This window comes from Collimonas humicola (genome assembly GCF_018304945.1).
Classification (GTDB): domain Bacteria; phylum Pseudomonadota; class Gammaproteobacteria; order Burkholderiales; family Burkholderiaceae_D; genus Collimonas; species Collimonas humicola.
On sequence record NZ_JAGQEE010000024.1, the window covers coordinates 1 to 504 of the forward strand.

Below are 504 nucleotides of genomic sequence, written 5' to 3' on the forward strand. Positions count from 1 at the left end.
ACAGCGAAGTAACGTTGCTGTTGGTGGTGCTCAGGCCCGTCGAGGTGGACGTCGACAGCGACGACACATTGCTGTTTGTCGTGCTCAGTCCGCTGGACAGTGAAGTGACGTTACTGTTCGTGCTGCTGAGGCCGGTCGAAGTCGACGTCGACAACGACGATACGTTGCTGTTGGTCGTACTCAGACCGCTAGACAGCGAAGTCACGTTGCTATTCGTGCTGCTCAGGCCAGTCGAAGTCGAGGTCGACAACGACGACACGTTGCTGTTTGTCGTGCTCAGGCCGCTGGATAGCGAAGTGACATTGCTGTTCGTACTACTCAGACCAGCCGAGGTCGAAGTCGACAGCGACGATACGTTACTGTTTGTCGTGCTGAGGCCGCTGGACAGCGATGTGACGTTGCTGTTCGTGCTGCTCAAGCCGGTCGATGTCGACGTCGACAGCGACGACACGTTGCTGTTGGTGCTGCTCAGGCCAGTCGAGGTTGACGTCGACAACGAAGACA

General features: G+C 57.1%; 1 protein-coding gene. It reads left to right on the forward strand.

All coding sequences use genetic code 11. The features are described from left to right. A partial coding sequence (locus KHU30_RS25005) for a hypothetical protein (protein WP_211445295.1) occupies positions 1 to 504 on the forward strand: 504 nt, incomplete at both ends.